Genomic DNA, 21,978 nt, shown 5'->3' on the forward strand with positions numbered 1-21,978 from the left:
CGCTGGCGATGATGGCGGCGGTCTACGAATCGTCCGAGGAGGGCGAGGAGGATCGCCGCGCCGCCGAGCTGAGCGAAAGGCTGGAACGGCCGGAGGTGGCCGAGCTGGTGGAGGCCAGCCCGGCGCCGGTCGCGGTGGCGGCGCTGTGCCGGCGCTGGGGCTATCCGGTGCGGGTGGAGCAGTGGCTGGAGATGGCCGACGAGGCCATGGAGCATCTCGGCTTCCTGCCGCCGGCGGATGGCGAGGACGATCCGCCGGAGAGTCCGCCCGAGCCTCGCTGGGCCTCCAGCCGCAAGCCCAGGTCCCCAGATACGGGGTAAGGGCGCGGTTCGTCCGCGAGGTGCCTTCGATCAAGAGAGCCGATTGTTTTGCCTCTCCCGCTTGCGGGAGAGGTCGGAGGCGCTTGCGCCTCCGGGTGAGGGGAGTTCGTCGAGGCCGATTGCAGGCGGCAGCCGCTCCTTTCGAGTCCCCCCTCCCCCTGCGGGAGGGGGGTAGGGGGAGGGGGTTCTTTCGGCTCGACCCGGCCTGGATCCCGGCAACCGGCCTGCCCGACAGAGCGGGCCTTCCCCATTCGCGCGCGGACGCGCGCAGACCCCTCCCCCTACCCCCCTCCCGCAAGGGGAGGGGGGACTTAAAAAAGTTCTCTCCGAAGAACTGTGAATGGTGTCGCTGGCGAGGGAAGGGCAGAAGGCCCGCCCGGTCACACGTCCAGGTTCGTGACCTTCAGCGCGTTCTCCTGGATGAAGTCGCGGCGCGGCTCGACCACGTCGCCCATCAGGGTCGAGAACACGTCCTCGGCGTCGTCGGCGTGCTTGACCTCGACGCGCAGCAGCACCCGGGCGTTCGGGTCCAGCGTGGTCTCCCACAGCTGGTCCGGGTTCATCTCGCCCAGGCCCTTGTAGCGCTGCACCGCCAGGCCCTTGCGGCCCTGCTCCAGCACCCGCTCAATCAGGTCCAGCGGGCCGGTGATCGGCCATTCCTGGGCGGCGCCCTTCGGGTTCATCCAGGTCAGGACGCCCGGCCGCCTGTACAGCGCCTGCAGGTCGGCGGCCATGCGGTCGAGCCGGTGCGCCTCGACCGAGCGGACGATGTCGGAATCGATCGTCCGGCTCTCGGTCACGCCGCGCAGGGTGCGGCGGAACACCAGCCCGCCCGGCTGGTTGCCGGAGGGCGGCAGCGGCGCCCCCTGCCAGCCGCGCTCGAACTCCGGCTCCAGCGCGTCGAGCCGCTGGGCGACATAGGCCGCGGTCTCCCCGGCCACGGCGGCGTCGTTGACGATGCGCGACGCCAGGGCGCCGGCCACCGCCACCTGCTCGACCACGGCGCGGCTGCCGACCTTGCGGATCAGCGGCGCCAGGCTGTGCTTGGCCTCCAGCGCCTGCTCGATCCGGCTGCGCAGGTCGTTGCCGGCGATCTGCGCCCCGTCGAACGGCGTGAACACCAGGTCGCGCATGCCGCTGTCGATCAGATAGGCCTCGAGCGCGTCGTCGTTCTTCAGGTACACCGCCTCCTTGCCCCGCGCCGCGCGGTACAGCGGCGGCTGGGCGATGTAGAGGTAGCCGCGCTCGATCAGCTGCGGCATCTGCCGATAGAAGAAGGTCAGCAGCAGGGTGCGGATGTGGCTGCCGTCGACATCCGCGTCGGTCATGATGATGATGCGGTGGTAGCGCGCCTTGTCGGCGTCGAACTCGTCGCGGATGCTGGTGCCCAGCGCCGTGATCAGCGTGCCGATCTCGGCCGAGGACAGCATCTTGTCCACCCGCGCCCGCTCGACGTTCAGGATCTTGCCGCGCAGCGGCAGGATCGCCTGGAACTTGCGGTCGCGGCCCTGCTTGGCGGAGCCGCCGGCGCTGTCGCCCTCGACCAGGAACAGCTCGGATTCGGCCGGGTCGCGGTTCTGGCAGTCGGCCAGCTTGCCGGGCAGGGAGGCGAAGTCGAGCGCGCCCTTGCGCCGCGTCAGTTCGCGCGCCTTGCGCGCCGCCTCGCGGGCCGACGCCGCCTCGACCGCCTTCTGGATCACCCGCCTGGCGTCGTTCGGATGCTCCTCGAACCAGGTGGCCAGCATCTCGTTGACCACTGCCTCGACCGCCGGGCGGACCTCGGACGAGACCAGCTTGTCCTTGGTCTGGCTGGAGAATTTCGGGTCCGGCACCTTCACCGACAGGACGCAGGTCAGGCCCTCGCGGGCGTCGTCGCCGGTCAGCGCCACCTTCTCCTTCTTCAGGATGCCGCTCTCGGTGGCGTAGCTGTTCACCTGCCGCGTCAGCGCGCCGCGGAACCCGGCCAGATGGGTGCCGCCATCACGCTGCGGGATGTTGTTGGTGAAGCACAGCATGGTCTCGTGGTAGCTGTCGTTCCACTGCATCGCCACTTCGACCGTCATGCCGTCGCGCTCGGCGGTGACCGTGATCGGCTCCGGATGCAGCGCCTGCTTGGCCTTGTCGAGATAGTTCACGAAGGCCTTCAGCCCGCCCTCGTAATGCATCTCGACGATCCGCGGCTCCGGCCCGCGCGCATCGGTCAGGGTCAGCTTGACGCCGGAGTTCAGGAAGGCCAGCTCGCGCAGCCGGTGCTCCAGCGTGCCGAAATCGAACTCGGTCTTGGTGAAGGTCTGCTTCGACGGCAGGAAGGTCACATGGGTGCCGCGGTTCTCGCCCTGCGGGCCCAGCGCCGCCAGCGGCGCCTCGCTCTCGCCGTCATGGAAGCGCATGAACCATTCATGGCCGTCGCGGAAGATGCGCAGGTCCAGCGTCTCCGACAGCGCGTTGACCACCGAGACGCCGACGCCGTGCAGGCCGCCCGACACCTTGTAGGAGTTCTGGTTGAACTTGCCGCCGGCATGCAGCTGGGTCATCACCACCTCGGCGGCGCTGATGCCCTCCTCCTCATGGATCGCGACCGGGATGCCGCGGCCGTTGTCGGTGACGGTGACGGAGCCTTCGGCGTTCAGCGTCACCGTGACGGTGTCGCAGTATCCGGCCAGCGCCTCGTCGATGGCGTTGTCGACGACCTCGTACACCATGTGGTGCAGGCCGGACCCGTCATCGGTGTCGCCGATATACATGCCCGGCCGCTTGCGCACGGCCTCGAGGCCGCGCAGCACGGTGATGGAACCGGCATCATAGGCGCCGTCGTCGTTCGGGATCGCAGAATCCGACATTACTTCTTCATCCGTTTCAATCGGCATCCCGGGCCGTCACCCGGGCGTCATCGACGCCGAGGTGGCGGGCCCGGTCCCCGAGCGGCGCGAACAGCGCCGGGTCGGTGCCGGTCATCCAGGCCTGGGCGCCGAGCGCCAGGATCTCCTCGTACAGCGCCGCCCGACGGGCCTCGTCGAGATGCGCTGCCACCTCGTCGAGGAGCAGCAGGGGCGGGGCGCCGCGTTCCCCGGCGAGCAGGCGGGCATTGGCAAGAACGATGCCGATCAGAAGCGCCTTCTGCTCGCCGGTCGAGCATTGCGCCGCCGGCATCGCCTTGGTCCGGTGGTGGACGGACAGGTCGCTGCGATGCGGACCTTCCGTCGCGGCACCAGCCGCAGCGTCGATGCGCCGATTATCGCACAAAAAGTTGCGGAAAGCCTCTTCCGCGTCGACCGCCGGCCGATCCTCAAGCCACGCCTCGATCCGGCCGTCGATGGCCAGGTCGGCACGCGGGAAGGGGCCTTCGGTCATCAGCGACTCGGCGCCGCGCAGCCGCGCCACCAGCTCGCGCCGGGCGGCGGCGACGGCGGTGCCGCTGGTCGCCATCGTGTCCTCCAGCGCCGCCAGCCAAGCCGGGTCGGGGCGGCCGTCCTTCAGCAGGCGGTTGCGCTCGCGCATCGCCTTTTCGTAGGCGCCGAGCTGCCCGGCATGGTCGGGGTGGAAGCCGAACACCAGCCGGTCCAGGAAGCGGCGCCGCTGACTGGCGGCGTCGCCGAACAGCCGGTCCATCTGCGGCGTCAGCCACAGCATCGGCGCCCGGGCGCCCAGCGCCGTCTGGCTCTGCGCCGGCCGGCCGTCGATGACCACGGCGCGGCGGCCTTCGCCGGGCTCCAGCTGCGTGCCCAGCCGGATCTCGCCGGTCGGGGTCAGCAGATGCGCCGCGACGGCCCAGCCGGCGGTGCCGGTGGCCTGGCGGCGCGTCACCTCCGGCAGCGGGGCGCGGCGCAGGCCGCGGCCGGGCGACAGGAAGGACACGGCCTCCAGCAGGTTGGTCTTGCCGGCGCCGTTCGGCCCGGTCAGCACCACCGGGCGCGGGTCGAGGTCGATCCGCAGCTGGCCGTAGCAGCGGAACTCCGTCAGCACCAGGCGCGTCACCGCGATCCGGGCCCCGCCTCCCGAAGGAGAGGGGCGCCCGGACGAGGCGGCCGCCTGCTCCGGCATGGGGTCCTGGGACATGTGGCTCAAGGCATCCGAAGCGGACGCTTCGCCCCAAATGCCCGCATTCCTCGGTTCAAGCCGTCACACCCGCATCGGCATCAGCACGTACAGCGCGCTGGAATCGGCGGTGTCGCGGACGATGGTCGGCGACCCGGCATCGGCCATGGCGAAGCGGGCGCCGTCGCCCTCGATCTGCTGGGTGATGTCGAGGAGATAGCGGCTGTTGAAGCCGATCTCGATCTTCGCCGCCTCGTAGCTGACCTCGATCTCCTCGGTCGCGCTGCCCTGCTCGGCCGAATTGGCAGAGAGGGTGAGCGAGCCGTTTTCGATCGTCAGCTTCACCGCCCGGCTCTTCTCGGTCGAGATGGTGGAGACGCGGTCGACCGCCTTGGCGAACTCCTTGGCGTCGACCTCGAGGATCTTGTCGTTGCCGCTCGGGATCACCCGCTCATATTCCGGGAAGGTGCCGTCGATCAGCTTCGAGGTCAGCACCACGCCGTCGCCCGCCGCGCCCGGCAGCGTGAAGCGGGTCTTGGTCTCGGACAGCTGCACCTCGACCGTCTCGCCGCTCTCGTCCAGCAGCTTGCGCAGCTCCATCACGGTCTTGCGCGGCACGATCACGCCGGGGATGGCGTCGGCGCCGTCCGGCAGCGGCATCTCCACCCGCGCCAGGCGGTGGCCGTCGGTGGCCACGGCGCGCAGCACCGGCACCGTGTCGGCCGTGGCGGCGTGCAGATAGATGCCGTTCAGGTAGTAGCGCGTCTCCTCGGTCGAGATCGCGAATTTGGTCCGGTCGATCATCACCCGCAGATCGCCCGCGGCGATGGTGAAGCGGTGGCTCAGATCGCCGCCCGCCATGCTCGGGAAATCCTCGACCGGCAGGCAGCCCAGCCGGAAGTTCGAGCGGCCGGCGCGCAGGGTCAGCGACCCGCCGTCGGGGTTGGTCTCAATCTCGACCTGGCTGCCATCGGGCAGCTTGCGGACAATGTCGTAGAGAGTGTGGGCGGGGGCGGTGGTGCCGCCCGGCGCCTGGATCTCGGCCGGCACGGATTCGACGATCTCGAGATCCATGTCGGTGGCTGTCAGGCGCAGCGCGCCGCCATCGGCGCGCAACAGGATATTGGACAGGATCGGGATGGTGTTGCGCCGCTCGACGACGCTCTGCACATGGCTCAGGCCCTTGAGAAGGGCAGCGCGCTCGATGATCAGCTTCATCCCAATTCCACTTCGACGATGCCGGCCGCCGGACTGGGTCATCGGGACGGGCAGAAGCCCGGCCGACGCGGCGGGGGCGCACTATAGCCGAAAGCCGGCGGCGCTGGCGAGTGCCGCGCGCCGTCCGCCGCGGTTTTCCCGGTCCCGGCGAGGGGGTGGGGCATGGGCTATGGCCGCGGGCGGCGGTGCGGTCCACCCCGGATTATGCCGCCGCTTTCACAACGGTATCTAATGGCTTGATAGGATTGAGTCCGTCAGACCTGGAGCATGCGGCGCAGCAGCTCGACATCCTCGGCGAAAGAGCGGTCCTCGCTGCAAAGCTCCTCGACCTTGCGCACGGCGTGCATCACCGTGGTGTGGTCCCGCCCGCCGAACTTGCGGCCGATCTCCGGCAGCGAGCGCGGGGTCAGCTGCTTCGACAGGTACATCGCCACCTGGCGCGGCCGGGCCACGGTGCGGGCGCGGCGGGCCGAATGCATGTCGGCAACCTTGATGTTGTAGTGCTCGGCCACCCGCTTCTGGATCTCGTCGATCGTGACCCGACGGTCGGAGGCGCGCAGCAGGTCGTGCAGCAGCTCCTGGGTCGATTCGAGGGTGATCGGCCGGTGCACCAGCTCGGCATGGGCGGTGATGCGGTTCAGCGCCCCCTCCAGCTCGCGCACATTGGAGGTGATCTTGTGGGCCAGGAACTCCATCACCTTGGCCGGGATCTCGACCCGCGCGGTCTCCGCCTTGGCCTGCAGGATGCCCAGCCGCAGCTCATAGGTGGTGGGGTGGATGTCGGCCACCAGGCCCCAGCCGAGACGGGAGCGCAGCCGCTCCTCCATCCCCTCGAGATCGGAGGGCGACTTGTCGGCCGAGATCACCACCTGGCGGTTCTGGTCCACCAGCGCGTTGAAGGTGTGGAAGAACTCCTCCTGGGTGGAGTCCTTGCCGGAGATGAACTGCACGTCGTCGATCATCAGCACGTCGACCGACCGGAACATCTCCTTGAACGTCATCGTGTCCTTGAACCGCAGGGCACGGATGAACTGGTACATGAACTTCTCGGCGGACATGTAGAGCACGCGCCGCTCCGGATGCTTCTGCCGGATGTGCCAGGCGATCGAATGCATCAGGTGGGTCTTGCCGAGCCCCACCCCGCCATAGAGGAACAGCGGGTTGAAGGTGACGCTGTTGGCCTCCGCCACCCGGCGGGCGGCGGCATGGGCCAGCTCGTTCGGCTTGCCGACGACGAAATTGTCGAAGGTGAAGCGCTGGTCCAGCACGGCGCCGAACTCGGCCGCCGACTCGGGAGAGCGTTCCGGCGCCGGGGCCTGCGACTCGGCGCGCGACGCCGGGGCGGTGGCGGCCGGGGCAGCCATGGCGGCCGGCTTGGTGGCCAGCCGGTCCGGCACCACGATCACGTCGACGCTGTGGATGTCCGGATTCTCGGAATGCCACAGGCTGCGGATGCGGTCGGCATAATGGGCGGCGACCCAGTCGCGCATGAAGCGGGTGGGAGCGGCGATGCGGACCTCGCCGCCGTCGAGATCGACGACGACCACCGGGCGCAGCCAGCTCTTGAAGGCGCCTTCGCCCACCTCGTCGCGCAACCGGCCGCAGACCTTGGCCCATTGTTGATCGATCGATGCGATGACTCCCCCCATCGACGACATGCTGCCTTCCGACCCCTCTCGATCCGATCCGCGGCGCACTGCCCGCCACGTCCCCGATTGTATCCGCTCCCACCACCGACAGCACCAGATGCCCGATGCGCGGCTGCCATGCTTGCAGAATTCAAACTGTAATAATCACAGTATCACGACCGACGTGCAGGAACAATTCCTCGCAGCTACTTGTGGAGCTACGGGGATGATTAATAAAAGATGTACGAGTATTTCTCAGGGGCACTCGCAGACTTCTGCCAATCTTCGGGAGGAAGGCTGGTAGCCGGGCAAGTTGTGTCCTGAGGCCATCTTCAACCTGCCAATGGCAGGCGAAAGACGATCATATGCAGGGTGGGCGCGGGCTGGCAACGGAACAAATCCGGACCATCCCAAAACGCAAAAAACGGTCCCGGACAGCGGCCCATCGTGCCGCATCCGCCGTATCATTCAGGCAATAAGAAAGCCGTTCCGCGGCGGCTGCCGCGGAACGGCTCGTCGGTGATCGGGGCTCAGAGGGCCTTGATGCGGCCGGACAAGCGCGACAGCTTGCGCGCGACCGTATTCTTCTGCAGCACGCCCTTGGTGACGCCGCGATGCATCTCCGGCTGCGCCGCCTTGAAAGCCTCGGCCGCGGCGGCCTTGTCGCCGGACTCGATCGCCGCCTCGACCTTCTTGACGAAGGTGCGGATGCGGCTGACGCGGTTGCGGTTGACGACCGTGCGGCGCTCGGTCTGGCGGATACGCTTCTCGGCGGACTTGTGGTTGGCCATTGTCGGTCCCAGTTCGGGCCAACGACGGCCCCAAGAAAAATCGAGGGCGCTTGATAGTCCCTTCGCGCCCGGGCGTCAAGACGAGTCTCGACGCCGCCTGCGGTCCCCCATGTGGCCCGCCCGCGAGGGATTGGCAAGCTCGAAGCCATGTTCTATATTTGTTCCTATGCCCATCAAGCCCCCAGACCTGGACGAGCTGCCCGATCAGCCGCGCAAGGGCCGCGGCGCGGTCAGCAACCGCACCGGCCGTTTCGAGGCCGCCACCCGCCATCGGATCGACGACGGCTGGGCCGGCCTGGCGCAGGCGGAGGATGATGAGGAGCCGCCGCTGCGCACGCAGCTGCATGTCGACACCGCGCGCACCATCATCACCCGCAACGATTCGCCGGACATCATGTTCGACCGGTCGATCAACCCCTACCGGGGCTGCGAGCATGGCTGCATCTACTGCTTCGCCCGGCCAACGCATGCCTGGTTGGGTCTGTCGCCCGGCCTCGATTTCGAGACCCAGCTGTTCTACAAGCCGGATGCGCCGGAGCTGCTGGAGGCCGAGCTGCGTCGACCCGGCTATGTTCCGGCGGTGATGGCGATGGGCACCAACACCGACCCCTACCAGCCGATCGAGCGCGAGCTGAAGCTGACCCGCCGGGTGATCGAGGTGCTGTCGCGCTTCAACCACCCGCTCGGCATCGTCACCAAATCGGCGCTGATCGCCCGCGACATCGACCTCTTGGCGCCGATGGCGGCGAAAGGCCTGGCGGCGGTCTGTATCTCGCTGTCGACGCTCGACCGCGAGCTGGCCCGGACGCTGGAGCCGCGGGCCGCGACTCCGCCGCGGCGGCTGGAGACGATGCGCCAGCTGACCCAGGCCGGCATCCCGGTGATCGTGCTGACCTCGCCGATGATCCCCGGCCTCAACGACCATTCGCTGGAGCAGGTGCTGGAGGCGGCGGTGAAGGCCGGGGCCACGGCGGCCGGCTGGACCCTGCTGCGCCTGCCGCTGGAGATCGCCGGCCTGTTCGAGGAATGGCTGCAGGCGCATGCGCCGGACCGGGCAGGACGGGTGATGTCGCTGATCCGCCAGACCCGCGGCGGCAAGCTCTACAAATCCGGCTTCGGCGAGCGGCATCGCGGCGAGGGGCCGGTGGCGGAGCTGATCCGCACCCGCTTCAACCACGCCGTCCGCCGGCTCGGCCTAGACCGCAAGCGCTGGACCCTCGACACCACCCAGTTCTCCCCACCGCCGCGGCCGGGCGACCAGATGAGTCTGTTCTAGAGGAAGGGCATGTTGGCCAATGGTTTGACATCCCGCACGGCTCACCGCAGATTCGGATCATGACGACCGAACCTGAAAACCTCGTCATCGAGCTTCTGCGCGCCGTCCGCGCCGACGTGGCGGAGATGCGGTCGGAACAGCGCGAGCAGCGCGTCCATCTTGCAGCGATCGAACGTCATTTGGCGCATCTGGAGCGCGACGGTGCCGAGTTCTGCGCCGAGATCGGCGGACGGTTCGATCGTATCCATGACCGGCTCGATCGTATCGAGCGACGCCTCGACCTTTCGGACCAGCCGGCCTAATTCGCATCCGATCCTTGGGGCTTGGCTCTTCAGCCTGCCGGCGCTATGCCCTGGGGCAGGAGGGGCGGCATGCCGGATTGGAGTCTCGAGATTGAATGCGGCGCGCCGGGGCGGAGCGTCGCCGGGCTGGACGAGGTGGGCCGCGGCCCGCTGGCCGGCCCGGTGCTGGCCGCCGCCGTGGTGCTGACCCGGCCGCTCGACCCCGATCTCGCCTCCCTGATCGATGACAGCAAGGTGCTGACGGCGCAGCGGCGCGAGGCGCTGGTGCCGCGCATCCGGGCGGTGGCCCAGGTCGGACTCGGCTGGGCGACAGTCGAGGAGATCGACCGAATCAACATCCTCCAGGCCAGCATGCTGGCGATGAAGCGGGCGCTGGACGCCCTGCCGGAGCGTCCGGACATCGCCCTCGTCGACGGCAACAAGGTGCCCGACGGGCTGCCCTGCGACGGCCGCGCGGTGGTCGGCGGCGATGCCCTGTCGCTGTCGATCGCGGCGGCCTCGATCCTCGCAAAAGTTGTGCGCGACCACGAGATGTTGCGTCTCTCCTCCCTCCATCCAGGCTATGGGTGGGAACGCAACGCCGGCTACGGAACGCCGGAGCATATCGCCGCGCTCGACCGGATCGGGGTCTGTGACCACCATCGCCGGTCCTTCGCCCCGGTGTTTCAGCGACTCGCCATAACCGGCTGATTCGAAGGGGTATTGACGCCGAGTCCTTCGCGACTCATCGTCGGCCTATGAGCGAATCACCCACCATCACCGAGCGCCTGCCGCCGGGCTGCCGGATCGTCCTTGGCGACTGCATCTCGGCGATGCGGTCGCTGCCCGCCGGCTCGGTCGATTGCGTGTTCGCCGATCCGCCCTACAACTTGCAGTTGGGGGGCGAGCTGCGCCGGCCCGACGAGAGCCGGGTCGACGGCGTGGATGCCGAGTGGGACAAGTTCAGCGACCTCGCCACCTATGACCGGTTCACGCGGGACTGGCTGGCGGCGGCGCGCCATGCGCTGAAGGACGACGGCACGCTGTGGGTGATCGGCACCTATCACAACATCTTCCGGGTCGGCGCCATCCTGCAGGATCTCGGCTTCTGGATCCTGAACGACATCGTCTGGCGCAAATCGAACCCGATGCCGAACTTCCGCGGCACCCGCTTCACCAATGCGCATGAGACGCTGATCTGGGCCGCCAAGTCGCCCGACAGCCGCTACACCTTCAACTACGACGCCATGAAGGCGCTGAACGAGGAACTGCAGATGCGCAGCGACTGGACGCTGCCGATCTGCAGCGGCGGCGAGCGGCTGAAGATCGACGGCCGCAAGGCGCATCCGACGCAGAAGCCCGAGGCGCTGCTGTGGCGCGTCCTGCTGTCCTCGACCCGGGCGGGGGAGACCATCCTCGACCCGTTCTTCGGCAGCGGCACCACCGGCGCGGTGGCCAAGCGGCTGGGCCGCAAGTTCATCGGCGTCGAGCGTGAGGAGGTCTATGCCCGCGTCGCCGCCCAGCGCATCGCCACGATCGAATCGCCGGCCGATCCGAGCATGCTCGACACCCTGTCGAAGCGCCAGGCGCCGCGCGTGCCCTTCGGCTGGGTCGTGGAGCGCGGCATGCTGCGGCCGGGCGACCGGCTGTTCGACACCCAGCGCCGCTACGTCGCCAAGGTGCGGGCCGACGGCACGCTGATCGCCAGCAACAGCGAGGGCGACCATGCCGGCTCGATCCACCGCGTCGGCGCGGCGCTGCAGGGCGCGCCGTCCTGCAACGGCTGGACCTTCTGGCATTTCGAGGCCCAGCGCGACCGGCTGGCGCCGATCGACCTGCTGCGCCAGAAGATCCGGGCCGAGATGGCGGTGCATTAAGCGGAAAGTTGGGTTGGCCCGCGAACCCAATATCTTGCGACTCGTACCTCCGTTGGGTTCGCAAGAACGGACCCAACCTGTCGGGCCCCTCCACTCACTCCGTCAAGCGGTTGTATTTCTTGAGAATCTCCCGCAGCCGGTCATGCGGGATCGCATGCAGCGTGTTGCCGTCGCGGCCGGTCATGGTCTCGGCCGCGATCATGGCATTGACGATCGCCTCTTCGGTCGCCTGGGCCGCGGCCTCGATCAGCCCGTCCATGGCGTCGTTCGGCAGCACCTGCACCAGCCGGCTGTCCTGGCGGCTGAAGGCTCCGGGATTGGCGGTGGAGAAGGCGACGAAGATGTCGCCGCTGCCATTGGCGCCATAGCCGCCGGTGCGGGCGATGCCGATCGGGGCCCGCCGGGCCAGGCGTTTCAACTGATGCGGCAGCAGCGGTGCGTCCGTGGCGATGACGACGATGATCGACCCGGCGTCGCGGTCCCAGGCCAGGTCGGGCAGCAGGTCCGGGATCTCGCGGCCGACCGGCACGCCGGCGATCATCAGGTTCTTGCGGCGGCCGAAATTGCCTTGCACCAGCACGCCGACGGTGTGGCCGCCCTCTCCGGATGACAGCCGGCGCGACGCCGTGCCCGTGCCGCCCTTGAACCCGAACAGCGACATGCCGGTGCCGCCGCCGACATTGCCCTCCGCCACCGGGCCCGGCCGGGCGCCGTCCAGCGCCTCGACCGCATGCTGCGCCGTGACGTGGAAACCGTTGATATCGTTCAGGATCCCGTCCCAGGTCTCGGCCACCAGCGGCAGGCACCAGTAAAGGTCGTGGCTCAGCGGCGCCACCAGCCCGTGGCGGGCCTGCCAGCCGATCACCGCGTCGCGCACGACGCCGACGCTGTGGCTGTTGGTGATCGCCAGCGGCCCTTCGAGGAAGCCCGATTCCTCGATCCAGATCGTGCCGGTCATCTCGCCATTGCCGTTCAGCACGGCGGTGCCGGCGAAGACCGGGTTGAAGACGCGGCCGCGCGGCAGGATGGCGGTGACGCCGGTGCGCGCCGGCCCCCGCCCGACCTCCATCCTGCCGTTGCCGGAGATGATGGTGGCGGCGCCGACCTCGATTCCGGCGATGTCGGTGATGGCGTTCAGCGGCCCGGGCTCGCCGTCGAAGGGAATGCCCAGGTCGCGGGCCCGTGGCTTGGTCATCGTCGCTTCCTCCGCTGCGTCGTTTGCTCCGGGCTAGCGCGGCGGGGACGGGCTGTCTATGCTGCCCGCCTCACAGCCAAGGAGAGACCCGATGGAAAGCAGGACGGACCGGAACTTCACCCGCCCCGTCATGCTGAATCCGTCGAGTCCCCATGCCTCTCCTTGCCGCCGAGTCGCTGTCCCACCACACCCCTGATCATCGCCCGCTCTTCGAGGATCTGACGCTCGCCTTCGGGGCGGAGCGGACGGGCCTCGTCGGCCGCAACGGCGTCGGCAAGTCGACGCTGCTGCGCCTGCTGCTGGGCGAGGTGCCGCCGCAATCCGGCCGCGTCCTGCGCCAGGGCCGGATCGGGCTGCTGCCCCAGGCCGTGCGGGTCGTGCCCGGCATGACCGCTGCCGACGCGCTCGGCATCGCCCCGGCCCTGGCCCGGCTGGACCGGCTGCTGGCGGGGGAAGGGGACGAGGATGACCTGGCCGCCGCCGACTGGACGGTGGAGGAGCGGGCGGCCGCAGCGCTGCCCAGGATGGGCCTTCCCGGCGATCTCGACCTGCGCCGGCCGCTCGGCACGCTGAGCGGTGGCGAGGCCACACGCCTGGCCCTGGCCGGGCTGCTGGTCGACCCGCCGGACATGCTGGTGCTGGACGAGCCGACCAACAATCTCGACGCCGATGGCCGCGCCGCGATCTGCGCCCTGCTGGAAGGCTGGCGCGGCAGCGCCCTGGTGGTCAGCCACGACCGCGAGGTGCTGCGCCGGATGGACCGGATCGTCGAGCTGTCCAGCCTCGGCGCCCGGATCTATGGCGGCAACTGGGACGACTACCGCGCGCGGCGCGAGGCCGACGCCGAGGCGGCGCGGCACGACCTCGCTCATGCCGAGCAGGAGGTGGCGCGGCTGGCGCGGGAGCGGCAGGCGGCGCTGGAGCGCAAGGCCCGCAGCGATTCCCGCGCCCGCAAATCCCGCGCCGGCGGCGGCCAGGCCAAGATCCTGCTGGACTTCAAGAAGGAGAAGGCCGGGCAGAGCCAGTCGCGCCAGACGGGGCTGCGCGACCGGCGGGAGGAGGGGGCCGAGGCGGCGCTGGCCGAGGCGCGGGCCGCGGTCGAGCGGACCGATACCCTGGGGGCCTCCGTGCCCTCCACCGGGCTGGCCGCCGGCACCACGGTCCTGGCTTTCGAGCATGTGTCCTGGGGACCGCCGGGTGCCGTGAGGCCGGTGCTGCGCGACCTGTCCTTCGCCCTGACCGGGCCGGAGCGGGTGGCGGTGACCGGGCCGAACGGCGCCGGCAAGTCGACGCTGCTGCGCCTCGCTTCCGGGGAGCTGGAGCCGGATGAGGGCCGGGTTCGTCGCTTTGGTGGCGTCGCCATGCTCGACCAGCGGGCCGGCGGGCTGCGGCCGGACCGCACCATCCTGGAGAATTTCCGGGCGATGCATCCGGACGCCACCGACAATGCCTGCCGGGCGGCGCTGGCGCGCTTTCTGTTTCGGGCCGATGCGGCGCTGCGCCCTGCCGGGGACCTTAGCGGCGGCGAGACGCTGCGGGCGGCGCTGGCCTGCGTGCTGGGCGGGCCGCGGCCGCCCCGCCTGCTGATTCTCGACGAGCCGACCAACCATCTCGACCTCGACTCGATCGCGGCGATCGAGCGGGCGGTCGCGGCCTATGACGGGGCGCTGCTGGTCGCCAGCCACGACCCGGACTTCCTCGAGGCGGTGGGTATCGGCCGGGTGATCGCTTTGGACAAATAAGAAGCGGGCCCGAAGGCCCGCTTCCCCCGCACGCACTGAGAAGGCGGAGCTTAATCCAGCCCTTCGAACAGCGCGGTCGACAGGTAACGCTCGGCGATCGAAGGGACGATCACGACGATCTTCTTGCCCTCGTTCTCCGGCCGGGCGCCGACCTCGAGCGCCGCGGCCAGGGCGGCGCCGGAGGAGATGCCGGCCGGCAGCCCCTCGAGCTTCGCCACCTGGCGGGCGACCTGGAAGGCCCGCTCGTTCGAGATCCGCACGACCTCGTCGATGACCTTGGTGTTCAGGATCCCGGGGACGAAGCCGGCGCCGATGCCCTGGATCTTGTGCGGGCCCGGGTTGCCGCCGGAGAGAACCGGGCTGTCCTCGGGCTCCACCGCGATCGCCTTGAAGCTGGGCTTGCGCTGCTTGATCACCTCGGCCACGCCGGTGATGGTGCCGCCGGTGCCGACGCCGGAGATCAGGATGTCGACGCCGCCATCGGTGTCGGCCCAGATCTCCTCGGCCGTGGTGCGGCGGTGCACCTCGGGGTTGGCCGGGTTCTCGAACTGCTGCGGGATGATCGCGTTCGGGATCGTCTGGACCAGCTCCTCGGCCTTGGCGATCGCCCCCTTCATGCCCTTCGGGCCCTCGGTCAGGTGCAGCTCGGCGCCCAGCAGCTTCAGCATCTTCCGCCGCTCGACCGACATGGTCTCCGGCATGGTCAGGATCAGGCGATAGCCCTTGGCCGCGGCGACGAAGGCCAGCGCGATGCCGGTGTTGCCCGAGGTCGGCTCGATCAGGGTGCTCACGCCGGGCTTGATCTTGCCCGCGGCCTCCAGGGCCTCGATCATCGCCAGGCCGATGCGGTCCTTCACGCTCGACAGCGGGTTGAAGAACTCCAGCTTGGCCAGGATGTCGGCCTTGGCGTCATGGGCCGCGGCCAGCTTCTTCACCCGTACCAGCGGGGTCGCGCCGATGGTGTCGAGGATCGAGTCGTAGATCTTGCCCCGGAACTCGGTCCGGGCAGGCAGCTCGATCTTGCCGACGGTGGACGACATATTACTCTCCAGGGGCGTTAAATAGGGTGATCAACATTTATACGCGCCGGCCCTGGGGAAGGCCAGCAGGCCGGACCGGTTTTAGATCGAGAAGTCCACCGGGGCGGCCCGCTCGCGCGGAATGCCCTTGTCGCGGGCCTGGTTCGAGAGGTCCTCGATGCTCAGGGCGTCGAGCTTCTTGACTGCCTCCTCCTGCAGCTCGGCCCAGAGGGGGCGGACGATCTCCTGCCCCAGCCGGGACCCCGGCGGCAATGCATCCTCGTCATCGGCCGCGGTCTCCAGCGAGCGGATGGCGCGGACGATCTCGCCGACGGTGATGCGCCGGCGCTCCCGCGCCAGGCGATATCCGCCGCGCGGGCCGCGCACCCCGGTCAGGATGTCGACCCGCACCAGCTGCTGCAGCACCTGCTCCAGGTAGCGCCGCGGGATGCCCTGGCGCTTGGTGATCTCGGCGCTCTGCACCGGCGTATCGACAGCATTGTAGGCGATGTCGAGAACCGCCTCGATCGCGAACAGCATCTTCTTGGGCAGTCGGAACATCCCTCAGGCTCCCGTTCCGGTGGATCCATAGCCGCCCGTACCGCGGGCGGTGGCGTCGAGGCTCGCGCGCTCGTCCCAGATGACGGTCGCGTGGCGGGCCACGACCATCTGGGCGATCCGCATGCCCCGGGTGATGGCGACTGGCTCGTCGCCATGATTGATCAGCACCACGCCAATCTCCCCCCGGTAGTCGGAATCGATCGTGCCGGGCGCATTGACGATGGTGATGCCGTGCTTGAGGGCGAGGCCGGAGCGCGGGCGCACCTGCGCCTCCCAGCCGCATGGCAGGGCGATGGCGATGCCGGTCGGGATCATCGCCCGCCGTCCGGGCGCCACCGTCACCGGCTCCGCCACCGCGGCCAGCAGGTCCAGCCCGGCCGCCCCCTCGGTGGCGGCGGCGGGCAGCGGCAGGTCGGCGCCGTGCGGCAGGCGGGTGATGGCGATGGGGACGGCTTCGGTCATCGGAATGGGCTCAGGCCTTCTCGAAATGGCGGGCGATGGCGCCGGCCAGGCGGGTGCCGATATCGGCCTTGCTCAGCCGGGGCCAGGTCTCGGTGCGGTCGGCGGTGATCAGGTGCAGGATGTTCGAATCGCCGCCGAAGGCCTGGGTGCCGGGCGACACGTCATTGGCCAGGATCCAGTCGCAGCCCTTGCGGGCCAGCTTGGCCTGGGCATGGGCGATGACGTCTTCGGTCTCGGCGGCGAATCCCACAACCAGGGCCGGCCGGTCCGGACCGGGCGCGCTCAGCGTCGCCAGGATATCGGGGTTCTCGGCCAGGGCCAGGGCCGGCGGGCCGCCGGCGCCCTTCTTGATCTTGTGCCCCGACGGGGCGGCGACGCGCCAGTCGGCCACCGCGGCGGCACAGATCGCGGCGTCGGCCGGCAGGGCGGCGCGGCAGGCGGCCAGCATCTCGTCGGCGGTCTCGATCGGCACCACCGTGACGCCGTGCGGCGCCGGCTCATGGGTCGGGCCGCTGACCAGCGTCACCCGCGCTCCCGCCTGGCGCAGCGCCGCGGCGATGGCATGGCCCTGCTTGCCGGAGGAGCGGTTGGCGATGTAGCGCACCGGGTCGATCGGCTCATGCGTCGGGCCGCTGGTGACGATGACGTGGCGGTCATGCAGCGGCCCGCCGGTGCCGAAGCGGTCGAACTCCGCGAAATAGGATTCGACCGCGGCGACGATCTCCAGCGGCTCCGACATCCGGCCGGGGCCGTATTCGCCGCAGGCCATCTCGCCCGGATTCGGGCCGACCACGCGCACGCCGCGGCGCTGCAGCAAGGCCAGATTGTCCCGCGTCGCCGGGTGGTCCCACATCCGCACATTCATCGCCGGCGCTACCAGCACCGGCTTGTCGGTGGCCAGGAGGGCGGTGGTGGCCAGATCGTCGGCCAGGCCGGCCGCCATCCGCGCCAGAATGTTGGCGGTGGCCGGGGCGACCACCAGCAGGTCGGCGTCGCGCGACAGGCGGATATGACCCATCTCCGATTCGTCGGTCAGCGAGAACAGCTCGCGATAGACCGTGTCCTCGGTGAGGGCGGAGACGGCGAGGGGGGTGACGAACTCGGTCGCCGCCTGGGTGAGGATGCAGCGCACCCGCGCCCCGCGCTCGCGCAGCCGGCGGATCAGGTCCAGCGACTTGTAGGCGGCAATGCCGCCCGCGATGACCAGCAGGATGCGGCGGTCACGCAGCGTCAGCGTCACGGCAGGTCCCCAGGGGCGGCAGAGGCGAACTACATCGCATGAATGTTCTTTAGGGCGCTCAGCCGGATTCGGCAAGCCCTACGATCGCCGCTTGCGACGAAATGCGCGACGGCGGCCGTGAAATTTGGTCCGGCTCGACCGGATCAGATCTCGCAATACTCGTCAGCGGGCGTTCCGAATCGAGCCTCGTATTCGTTCCAGAACGCTATCGAGGCCGCGGTGTCTTCTTCGATCCGCTGCCGTTCTCCCTTTGGTGGCTGAGCGTCCGAAGTTCTTTCTCGCTCGCGATCGATCATGCGGCCTCCTCGAAACCCTCAGATCCGCCAGCCAGTGTGGATCGCGGCGATGCCGGCCGACAGGTTGGTCCAGCGCACCCGCTCCAGTCCCGCGGCCTCGATTCGCTCGGCCAGGCTCGGCTGGTCGGGGAAGCGGCGGATGCTCTCGACCAGGTAGCGGTAGCTGTCCTCGTCCTTGGCCACCACCTTGCCCATGCGCGGGATCACCGCGCGGGAATAGAGGTCGTAGGCGCGATCGAGGCCCGGCAGCACAACCTTGCTGAACTCCAGGCAGAAGAAGCGCCCGCCCGGCTTCAGCACCCGCCGCGCCTCGCGCAGCGCGTCGTCGATCCGGGTCACATTCCTGAGGCCGAAGGAGATGGTGTAGACGTCAACCGACCGGTCGGCGACCGGCAGCGATTCGGCGTTGCCGACCATGTGCAGGATCGGGCCGACCCGGCCGCGGTCGATCGCCCGGTCGCGGCCGACCGCGACCATGCCCTCGGTCAGGTCGCAGATGATGGCGCGCCCGGTCGGGCCGGCGCGGTCGAGGAAGCGGAAGGCGATGTCGCCGGTGCCGCCGGCCACGTCCAGCAGCACCTCGCCCGGGTGGGGCCGGATCGCCGCGATGAACTGGGCCTTCCACAGCCGGTGGACGCCGCCGCTCATCAGGTCGTTCATCAGGTCGTAGCGCTGGGCCACGCTGGTGAAGACGCCGTGGACGCGATGGGTCTTCTCCGTCGGGTCGACCTCGGTGTCGCCGAACCAGCGGGATTCAGGATTGTGGGGCGCGTCGCTCATGGCCGGGACCATAGCGTCCGGCGCCGGGTCGTGCCAGTGTGCCGGCCATGCCCGAGCTTCCCGAAGTCGAGACCGTTCGCCGCGGCCTGGTGCCCGTCCTGGAAGGCCAGATCCTGGCCCGCGTCGAACAGCGCCGCCCCGATCTGCGCTTCCCGCTGCCCGAGCGGATGGCCGAGCGGCTGACCGGCCGCCGCATCGTCCGGCTGGACCGCCGCGCCAAGTACCTGCTGATCCATCTCGATGACGGCATGGTGCTGCTGATCCATCTCGGCATGTCCGGCCGGATGATGGTCAGCCAGGGCCGGCCGCAGATCGTCAGCCCGCACGACCACGTGGTGTTCGAGACCGAGGCCGGGTCGGTCGTCACCTTCAACGACACCCGCCGCTTCGGTATGATGGACCTGGTCAGCCAGAACGCGCTGCACGCCCACAAGTCGCTGGAGGCGCTGGGGCCGGAGCCGCTGTCGGACGAGTTCGACGCCGCCTATCTGGACCAGGCGCTGGCCCGCAAGATCACGCCGATCAAGGCGGCGCTGCTGGACCAGCGCGTCGTCGCCGGCCTGGGCAACATCTATGTCTGCGAGGCGCTGTGGGCGGCGCGGATCTCGCCACGCCGGGTCGCCGCCTCGGTCGCCGGGGTGCGGTCGGCGCGGCTGGTGCCGGAGATCAAGGCCGTGCTGCAGCGCGCCATCGAGGCCGGCGGGTCCAGCCTGCGCGACTACGTCCAGGTCGATGGCGAGCTCGGCTATTTCCAGCATTCCTGGTCGGTGTACGACCGCGAGGGCGAGCCGTGCCGCAAGCCGAAGTGCCGGGGCACCGTGCAGCGCCTGGTCCAGTCCGGCCGCAGCACCTTCTTCTGCCCGGTCTGCCAACGCTGACCGGGCGTTCGATCAATCCGAGGCGGAGGACCATATGACCGCGAGCTACGAGACCATCCTGGTGGAGGCCCGGGGGCGGGTCGGCCTGATCACGCTGAACCGGCCGCAGGCGCTGAACGCCCTGAACGACGCGATCTTCCGGGACCTCGCCCAGGCCCTGGCCGCCTTCGACGCGGATGACGATATCGGCGCCGTCGTCCTGACCGGGTCGGAGAAGGCCTTCGCCGCCGGCGCCGACATCAAGGAGATGGCGTCGAAGGACTTCATCGCCGCCTATCGCGGCAACCTGATCGAGAACTGGACCTGCATCGTCAAGCTGCGCAAGCCGATCATCGCCGCTGTGGCCGGCTATGCCCTCGGCGGCGGCTGCGAGATCGCGATGATGTGCGACTTCATCATCGCCGCCGACACGGCGAAGTTCGGCCAGCCGGAGATCAAGCTGGGCACCATCCCCGGCTCCGGCGGCACCCAGCGCCTGACCAAGCTGATCGGCCGGTCGAAGGCGATGGACCTGGTGCTGACCGGCCGGATGATGGATGCGGCGGAGGCGGAGCGGTCGGGCCTGGTCGCCCGCGTGGTGCCGGCGGCCGAGCTGCTGGCCGAGGCGGTGAAGGCGGCGGAGACCATTGCCGGCTATTCGCTGCCGATCACGATGATGGCGAAGGAGGCGGTGCACCGCGCCGACGAGACGCCGCTGGCCGAGGGCATCCTGTTCGAACGGCGGATGTTCCACGCCACCTTCGGCACCGAGGATCGGCGCGAGGGCATGGCCGCCTTCGCCGAGAAGCGGCCGCCGCAGTTCAAGCACCGCTGATCAAAACGAAAACGGCGGGCCGAGGCCCGCCGTTCTTCATCGATTTGAAGCCGCGGCTCAGTCGCGGCCGGGGCCGATCGCCCAGGCGCCGGGGCCGAAGGCGGTGACCATCAGCAGGCCGCCGGCGATGGCGAGGTTCTTCATCGCCATCAGCTGATTCAACTGCATCTCGGCATCGGCCATCGTCCAGAAATGATGAACCAGTAGGATGGTCAGCAGCGTGAAGCCGGCCATGATGAAGGCGGCGAAGCGCGAGAACAGGCCGAGCACCAGCAGGATGCCGCCGCCGAGCTCGACCAGGATGGTCAGCGCGGTGAAGATCTGCGGCGCCGGCAGGTTCGAGGCCTGAGCCACATATTGCACCGTGCCGTCGAAGGCCATCAGCTTGGTCCAGCCGGAGACCACGAACAGGACGGCGAGGAAGATGCGGGCGAAGAAGGCGAAGAAAGAAGAGAAAGCCGACATTTCACCATCCGGGCAAGTGATTCGATGCGGGCACTATGACATCAACCGCCCGGCCCGTATTCCCTCATTGTCATTGCCGGGCTTGACCCGGCAATCCAGGGCCACCTGGAGCGGCCTCGACATCTCTGGATGCCCGGGTCAAGCCCGGGCATGACAATTTGGAGGGTCGATCGAGGAGACTCTCGCCTCAGGTCGTGACCTCGAAGCCGGCGCCGGTCGCGAACTTCCACAGGTTGCGGTAGCCCAGCCGGGCGTAGGTCAGCGGATGCGCCTTGGCCGGGTCCTGCTCGGCCTCCACCACCATCCAGCCGGTGTAGCTCTTCGGCAGGGCGTCGAAGATGCGCGGGAAGTCGACCATGCCGTCGCCCGGCACGGTGAACAGCCCGCCGATGACGCCGTCGAGGAAGCTCCAATCCTCGTCGCGGACGGTCTGCAGCACGTCGCGGCGGACGTCCTTGGCATGGACATGGTTGATCCGGCTGGCGTAGCGCCCGGCCAGCGCCGTCGGGTCGCCGCCGGCCACGGTCATATGCCCGGAATCGAGCAGCAGCCCGACCGACAGGCCGGTGTGCTGCATCAGCAGGTCGACCTCGGCCTCGCTCTGCACCAGCGTGCCCATGTGGTGGTGATAGGCCAGCCGCACGCCGCGCTTCGCCATGTGGTCGCCGACGGCCGTGAGCTTGCGGCCGAATTCCGGCCAGGCATCCTCCGGCAGGGTCGGGCGCTGGGTCAGCGGCGTGCCGCGATCGCCATGCACCGCGCCGGAGGTGTCGCAGAACACCATGACCTTGCAGCCGAGCGCGGCGAGCAGGGCGAGGTGCGGCTCCATCGCCGCGATCTCCTCCTCGACCGAGCGGTCGAGCAGGTTGGCGCTGTACCAGCCCGAGATCAGGGACAGGTGGTGCGACTCCAGGATCGGCCGCAGGGCGTCGGCCTGGCGCGGGAACTTGTTGCCCAGCTCGATGCCGGTGAAGCCGGCCTCGCGTGCCTCGAACAAGCAGGTCTCGAGCGGCGTCTCGCCGCCCAGCTCCGGCAGGTCGTCATTGCTCCAGGCGATCGGGTTGGTGCCGAGGGTGACGGTCATCGCGGCGGTCTCGTGC

Annotated in this window: 22 protein-coding genes; 8 read left to right on the forward strand and 14 right to left on the reverse strand. The window is 69.3% G+C overall.

Annotated elements, in window-relative coordinates:
* Nucleotides 1-320: hypothetical protein (locus tag ABDW35_RS01865; protein WP_343712142.1), on the forward strand; the 320-nt coding region annotated here is incomplete at its 5' end.
* A gap of 380 nt (nucleotides 321-700) precedes the next feature.
* Here ABDW35_RS01865 and gyrB read toward each other — a convergent pair.
* The 5 genes from gyrB to rpsT form a co-directional block, all read right to left on the reverse strand.
* Nucleotides 701-3,160, reverse strand: coding sequence for a DNA topoisomerase (ATP-hydrolyzing) subunit B (gyrB, locus tag ABDW35_RS01870; protein ID WP_343712143.1), 2,460 nt, complete (start codon nucleotides 3,158-3,160; stop codon nucleotides 701-703).
* A 16-nt stretch (nucleotides 3,161-3,176) separates the two neighbouring features.
* Nucleotides 3,177-4,376 (reverse strand): DNA replication/repair protein RecF, encoded by a 1,200-nt coding sequence (recF, locus tag ABDW35_RS01875; protein WP_343712144.1) that lies wholly within the window; start codon nucleotides 4,374-4,376, stop codon nucleotides 3,177-3,179.
* 63 nt (nucleotides 4,377-4,439) lie between these two features.
* Nucleotides 4,440-5,573 carry a DNA polymerase III subunit beta gene (gene dnaN, locus ABDW35_RS01880; RefSeq protein WP_343712145.1) on the reverse strand — a complete coding sequence of 378 codons (1,134 nt, stop codon included), beginning with the start codon at nucleotides 5,571-5,573 and terminating at the stop codon, nucleotides 4,440-4,442.
* 254 nt (nucleotides 5,574-5,827) lie between these two features.
* Nucleotides 5,828-7,222 carry a chromosomal replication initiator protein DnaA gene (gene dnaA, locus ABDW35_RS01885; RefSeq protein ID WP_343712146.1) on the reverse strand — a complete coding sequence of 465 codons (1,395 nt, stop codon included), beginning with the start codon at nucleotides 7,220-7,222 and terminating at the stop codon, nucleotides 5,828-5,830.
* Between the two features lie 509 nt (nucleotides 7,223-7,731).
* Complete coding sequence (gene rpsT / locus ABDW35_RS01890) at nucleotides 7,732-7,992, reverse strand: 30S ribosomal protein S20 (RefSeq protein ID WP_034847866.1); 261 nt, start codon at nucleotides 7,990-7,992, stop codon at nucleotides 7,732-7,734.
* Between the two features lie 166 nt (nucleotides 7,993-8,158).
* Between rpsT and ABDW35_RS01895 the strand changes: the two genes are divergently transcribed.
* From ABDW35_RS01895 to ABDW35_RS01910, 4 genes are all read left to right on the forward strand, one after another.
* A complete protein-coding gene (locus ABDW35_RS01895) occupies nucleotides 8,159-9,268 on the forward strand; it encodes a PA0069 family radical SAM protein (protein ID WP_343712147.1) in 1,110 nt (369 codons plus the stop codon).
* 59 nt (nucleotides 9,269-9,327) lie between these two features.
* Complete coding sequence (locus tag ABDW35_RS01900) at nucleotides 9,328-9,570, forward strand: hypothetical protein (protein ID WP_343712148.1); 243 nt, start codon at nucleotides 9,328-9,330, stop codon at nucleotides 9,568-9,570.
* A 69-nt stretch (nucleotides 9,571-9,639) separates the two neighbouring features.
* Nucleotides 9,640-10,260 carry a ribonuclease HII gene (locus ABDW35_RS01905; protein ID WP_343712149.1) on the forward strand — a complete coding sequence of 207 codons (621 nt, stop codon included), beginning with the start codon at nucleotides 9,640-9,642 and terminating at the stop codon, nucleotides 10,258-10,260.
* 47 nt (nucleotides 10,261-10,307) lie between these two features.
* Complete coding sequence (locus ABDW35_RS01910; RefSeq protein WP_343712150.1) at nucleotides 10,308-11,426, forward strand: site-specific DNA-methyltransferase; 1,119 nt, start codon at nucleotides 10,308-10,310, stop codon at nucleotides 11,424-11,426.
* 94 nt (nucleotides 11,427-11,520) lie between these two features.
* Here ABDW35_RS01910 and ABDW35_RS01915 read toward each other — a convergent pair whose 3' ends face one another.
* On the reverse strand, nucleotides 11,521-12,621 hold the full coding sequence (locus tag ABDW35_RS01915; RefSeq protein ID WP_343712151.1) for a P1 family peptidase: 1,101 nt from the start codon (nucleotides 12,619-12,621) through the stop codon (nucleotides 11,521-11,523).
* A gap of 152 nt (nucleotides 12,622-12,773) precedes the next feature.
* Between ABDW35_RS01915 and ABDW35_RS01920 the strand changes: the two genes are divergently transcribed.
* Nucleotides 12,774-14,363, forward strand: coding sequence for an ABC-F family ATP-binding cassette domain-containing protein (locus ABDW35_RS01920; protein ID WP_343712152.1), 1,590 nt, complete (start codon nucleotides 12,774-12,776; stop codon nucleotides 14,361-14,363).
* A gap of 50 nt (nucleotides 14,364-14,413) precedes the next feature.
* On the opposite strand, the gene cysK is transcribed toward ABDW35_RS01920, so the two are convergent.
* The 6 genes from cysK to ABDW35_RS01950 all read right to left on the reverse strand — a co-directional run bounded on the left by cysK (nucleotide 14,414) and on the right by ABDW35_RS01950 (nucleotide 18,721).
* A complete protein-coding gene (cysK, locus tag ABDW35_RS01925; RefSeq protein WP_343712153.1) occupies nucleotides 14,414-15,403 on the reverse strand; it encodes a cysteine synthase A in 990 nt (329 codons plus the stop codon).
* 81 nt (nucleotides 15,404-15,484) lie between these two features.
* A complete protein-coding gene (locus tag ABDW35_RS01930; RefSeq protein WP_034848448.1) occupies nucleotides 15,485-15,943 on the reverse strand; it encodes an Rrf2 family transcriptional regulator in 459 nt (152 codons plus the stop codon).
* Nucleotides 15,944-15,946: 3 nt separating this feature from the next.
* Nucleotides 15,947-16,405 carry a dUTP diphosphatase gene (dut, locus tag ABDW35_RS01935; protein ID WP_343712154.1) on the reverse strand — a complete coding sequence of 153 codons (459 nt, stop codon included), beginning with the start codon at nucleotides 16,403-16,405 and terminating at the stop codon, nucleotides 15,947-15,949.
* 10 nt (nucleotides 16,406-16,415) lie between these two features.
* On the reverse strand, nucleotides 16,416-17,645 hold the full coding sequence (coaBC, locus tag ABDW35_RS01940) for a bifunctional phosphopantothenoylcysteine decarboxylase/phosphopantothenate--cysteine ligase CoaBC (protein ID WP_343712155.1): 1,230 nt from the start codon (nucleotides 17,643-17,645) through the stop codon (nucleotides 16,416-16,418).
* Between the two features lie 143 nt (nucleotides 17,646-17,788).
* Nucleotides 17,789-17,941: a hypothetical protein gene (locus ABDW35_RS01945; RefSeq protein WP_343712156.1), complete on the reverse strand. Its 153-nt coding sequence runs from the start codon at nucleotides 17,939-17,941 to the stop codon at nucleotides 17,789-17,791.
* 18 nt (nucleotides 17,942-17,959) lie between these two features.
* Nucleotides 17,960-18,721, reverse strand: a complete 762-nt coding sequence (locus ABDW35_RS01950; protein WP_343712157.1) for a class I SAM-dependent methyltransferase — start codon at nucleotides 18,719-18,721, stop codon at nucleotides 17,960-17,962.
* Between the two features lie 47 nt (nucleotides 18,722-18,768).
* Here ABDW35_RS01950 and mutM point away from each other — a divergent pair, with 47 nt between their 5' ends.
* Nucleotides 18,769-19,599: a bifunctional DNA-formamidopyrimidine glycosylase/DNA-(apurinic or apyrimidinic site) lyase gene (gene mutM / locus ABDW35_RS01955; RefSeq protein WP_343712158.1), complete on the forward strand. Its 831-nt coding sequence runs from the start codon at nucleotides 18,769-18,771 to the stop codon at nucleotides 19,597-19,599.
* Between the two features lie 34 nt (nucleotides 19,600-19,633).
* Nucleotides 19,634-20,413: an enoyl-CoA hydratase gene (locus tag ABDW35_RS01960; RefSeq protein ID WP_343712159.1), complete on the forward strand. Its 780-nt coding sequence runs from the start codon at nucleotides 19,634-19,636 to the stop codon at nucleotides 20,411-20,413.
* A gap of 57 nt (nucleotides 20,414-20,470) precedes the next feature.
* Here ABDW35_RS01960 and ABDW35_RS01965 read toward each other — a convergent pair whose 3' ends face one another.
* Nucleotides 20,471-20,878, reverse strand: a complete 408-nt coding sequence (locus tag ABDW35_RS01965; RefSeq protein ID WP_343712160.1) for a DoxX family protein — start codon at nucleotides 20,876-20,878, stop codon at nucleotides 20,471-20,473.
* Between the two features lie 187 nt (nucleotides 20,879-21,065).
* Nucleotides 21,066-21,962 carry a myo-inosose-2 dehydratase gene (gene iolE / locus ABDW35_RS01970; RefSeq protein WP_343712161.1) on the reverse strand — a complete coding sequence of 299 codons (897 nt, stop codon included), beginning with the start codon at nucleotides 21,960-21,962 and terminating at the stop codon, nucleotides 21,066-21,068.
* Between the last annotated feature and the right edge of the window lie 16 nt (nucleotides 21,963-21,978).

It is taken from the genome of Inquilinus sp. (genome assembly GCF_039594555.1).
Lineage (GTDB): Bacteria > Pseudomonadota > Alphaproteobacteria > DSM-16000 > Inquilinaceae > Inquilinus.

Excerpts from the sequence above, each read along its gene's own strand:
- gyrB (WP_343712143.1), bottom strand. The coding sequence starts at position 3,160 with ATGTCGGATTCTGCGATCCCGAACGACGACGGCGCCTATGATGCCGGT.
- recF (WP_343712144.1), bottom strand. The coding sequence starts at position 4,376 with ATGTCCCAGGACCCCATGCCGGAGCAGGCGGCCGCCTCGTCCGGGCGC.
- dnaN (WP_343712145.1), bottom strand. The coding sequence starts at position 5,573 with ATGAAGCTGATCATCGAGCGCGCTGCCCTTCTCAAGGGCCTGAGCCAT.
- dnaA (WP_343712146.1), bottom strand. The coding sequence starts at position 7,222 with ATGGGGGGAGTCATCGCATCGATCGATCAACAATGGGCCAAGGTCTGC.
- rpsT (WP_034847866.1), bottom strand. The coding sequence starts at position 7,992 with ATGGCCAACCACAAGTCCGCCGAGAAGCGTATCCGCCAGACCGAGCGC.
- ABDW35_RS01895 (WP_343712147.1), top strand. The coding sequence starts at position 8,159 with ATGCCCATCAAGCCCCCAGACCTGGACGAGCTGCCCGATCAGCCGCGC.
- ABDW35_RS01900 (WP_343712148.1), top strand. The coding sequence starts at position 9,328 with ATGACGACCGAACCTGAAAACCTCGTCATCGAGCTTCTGCGCGCCGTC.
- ABDW35_RS01905 (WP_343712149.1), top strand. The coding sequence starts at position 9,640 with ATGCCGGATTGGAGTCTCGAGATTGAATGCGGCGCGCCGGGGCGGAGC.
- ABDW35_RS01910 (WP_343712150.1), top strand. The coding sequence starts at position 10,308 with ATGAGCGAATCACCCACCATCACCGAGCGCCTGCCGCCGGGCTGCCGG.
- ABDW35_RS01915 (WP_343712151.1), bottom strand. The coding sequence starts at position 12,621 with ATGACCAAGCCACGGGCCCGCGACCTGGGCATTCCCTTCGACGGCGAG.
- ABDW35_RS01920 (WP_343712152.1), top strand. The coding sequence starts at position 12,774 with ATGCCTCTCCTTGCCGCCGAGTCGCTGTCCCACCACACCCCTGATCAT.
- cysK (WP_343712153.1), bottom strand. The coding sequence starts at position 15,403 with ATGTCGTCCACCGTCGGCAAGATCGAGCTGCCTGCCCGGACCGAGTTC.
- ABDW35_RS01930 (WP_034848448.1), bottom strand. The coding sequence starts at position 15,943 with ATGTTCCGACTGCCCAAGAAGATGCTGTTCGCGATCGAGGCGGTTCTC.
- dut (WP_343712154.1), bottom strand. The coding sequence starts at position 16,405 with ATGACCGAAGCCGTCCCCATCGCCATCACCCGCCTGCCGCACGGCGCC.
- ABDW35_RS01945 (WP_343712156.1), bottom strand. The coding sequence starts at position 17,941 with ATGATCGATCGCGAGCGAGAAAGAACTTCGGACGCTCAGCCACCAAAG.
- ABDW35_RS01950 (WP_343712157.1), bottom strand. The coding sequence starts at position 18,721 with ATGAGCGACGCGCCCCACAATCCTGAATCCCGCTGGTTCGGCGACACC.
- mutM (WP_343712158.1), top strand. The coding sequence starts at position 18,769 with ATGCCCGAGCTTCCCGAAGTCGAGACCGTTCGCCGCGGCCTGGTGCCC.
- ABDW35_RS01960 (WP_343712159.1), top strand. The coding sequence starts at position 19,634 with ATGACCGCGAGCTACGAGACCATCCTGGTGGAGGCCCGGGGGCGGGTC.
- ABDW35_RS01965 (WP_343712160.1), bottom strand. The coding sequence starts at position 20,878 with ATGTCGGCTTTCTCTTCTTTCTTCGCCTTCTTCGCCCGCATCTTCCTC.
- iolE (WP_343712161.1), bottom strand. The coding sequence starts at position 21,962 with ATGACCGTCACCCTCGGCACCAACCCGATCGCCTGGAGCAATGACGAC.